Annotated in this window: 1 protein-coding gene and 1 pseudogene; one reads left to right on the top strand and one right to left on the bottom strand. The window is 67.0% G+C overall.

Annotation, left to right across the window (positions count from 1 at the left end; genetic code table 11):
- Nucleotides 1-1,103: IS110 family transposase (locus tag ACIBJF_RS53430; protein ID WP_399185117.1), on the bottom strand; the 1,103-nt coding region annotated here is incomplete at its 3' end.
- A gap of 228 nt (nt 1,104-1,331) precedes the next feature.
- Between ACIBJF_RS53430 and ACIBJF_RS53425 the strand changes: the two are divergent.
- Nucleotides 1,332-1,428, top strand: a pseudogene (locus tag ACIBJF_RS53425) (transposase); the annotation flags it as partial.

Genomic DNA, 1,428 nt, shown 5'->3' with positions numbered 1-1,428 from the left:
GCGAGCACAGCCTGCTTGTGGCCCTTGCCCTCGCTGCGCTTGCGCTCGTAGAACGTCTTGGAGACGGGGCAGCAACGGGCGGCGGCCTGGGCAGACAGGTAGAAGACGCGTAGCAGGCGTCGACTGTAGCGGCGTGGCCGGTGCAGGTTGCCGCTGATGCGGCCTGAATCACGGGGCACCGGAGCCAGCCCCGCGACGCCGGCAAGGCGGTCGGCGGTGCCGAACGTGTTCATGTCTCCACCGGTGACGGCGATGAACTCCGCGCCGAGCACGGGACCGATTCCGGGCATGCTGAGGATCACGTCGGCGTGCTGGTGCTCGCGAAACCGGCCTTCGATGAGCTTGTCCGTCTCTGTGATCTCTTCATCGAAGGCCATCACCTCCCTTGCGAGCTTGGCCACCAGGGCGGCGGCGAGTTTCTCGCCGGGGACGGCAGTGTGCTGGGCCTCGGCCGCCTCGATCGCGGTGGCCGCAACGGCCGCGGCATTGCGGACCTTCCGGTTCTTGAGCCAGGCCGCCAGGCGGTTCCGACCGATCCGGCGCAGGCCGGCCGGAGTCTGGTACCCCGTCAGCAGCACCAGCGACGCCTTGGAAGCGCTGTAGTCGAAGGCGCGTTCCAAGGCCGGGAAGTACTCGAGCATCTGGGCACGCATCCGGTTGATCGCCCGGGTGCGGTCCGCGGCCAGGTCGTAGCGGCGGGCGGTGAGGATCCGCAGGTCCACCGCGATCTCGTCGCCAGCTGTCAACGGCTCCAGATCGCGGCGCATCCGCGCCTGGTCGGCGATCACATAGGCGTCCTTGGCATCGGTCTTTCCATCGCCGCGGTAGGAGGCGGAGGCATGGTGGACGGTGCGGCCGGGGATGTAGAGGAGCTTCTGCCCGTGATTGACCAGCAGCGCGATCAGCAGGGCGGCTCCGCCGGCGTTGAGGTCGACAGCCCAGGTCACGTCCTCGCTGATGCGCAGGACGTCGGTGATCAGTTCCAGCAGTTCAGACTCGTTGTTCGGCACGCGCCGCGAGAGCACCTTCGCCCCATCGGCGTCTATCACCGTGCAGTGGTGTTCGCCCTTGCCCGCGTCCGTACCTGCCCAGAGTTCGGGCACCAGTGCCTCCGTCGTCGTTCTCGTACCTGTCCCAGCAGACGACCTCGCCGACGTGTCCTTACACAGCGATCCACTTCGCTCATCCCAATTAGCGGTCGAGTCGTCGCGGGGCGCCGGGCGGCCAATCTTCTTCAGCCACAACCAACAGCGCATCCAGTACAGCCATACCCGGCGCCCCTGGGCCTCCCGATCCTACGAATGACCGGGGTGAACCCAGGCAGAACGGTAAGGATCCAGTCAACCAATCCGCTGGAGCGGATCAACCGGGAGATCAAGCGCCGGACCGACGTCGTCCAGATCTTCCCCAACCCCGACGCCCTCGAGC

The sequence above is a fragment of the Streptomyces sp. NPDC050743 genome (assembly GCF_044456925.1).
Classification (GTDB): domain Bacteria; phylum Actinomycetota; class Actinomycetes; order Streptomycetales; family Streptomycetaceae; genus Streptomyces.
Note: the sequence above shows the minus strand (reverse complement) of the source record. Positions and strands in the feature narration are given on the sequence as shown.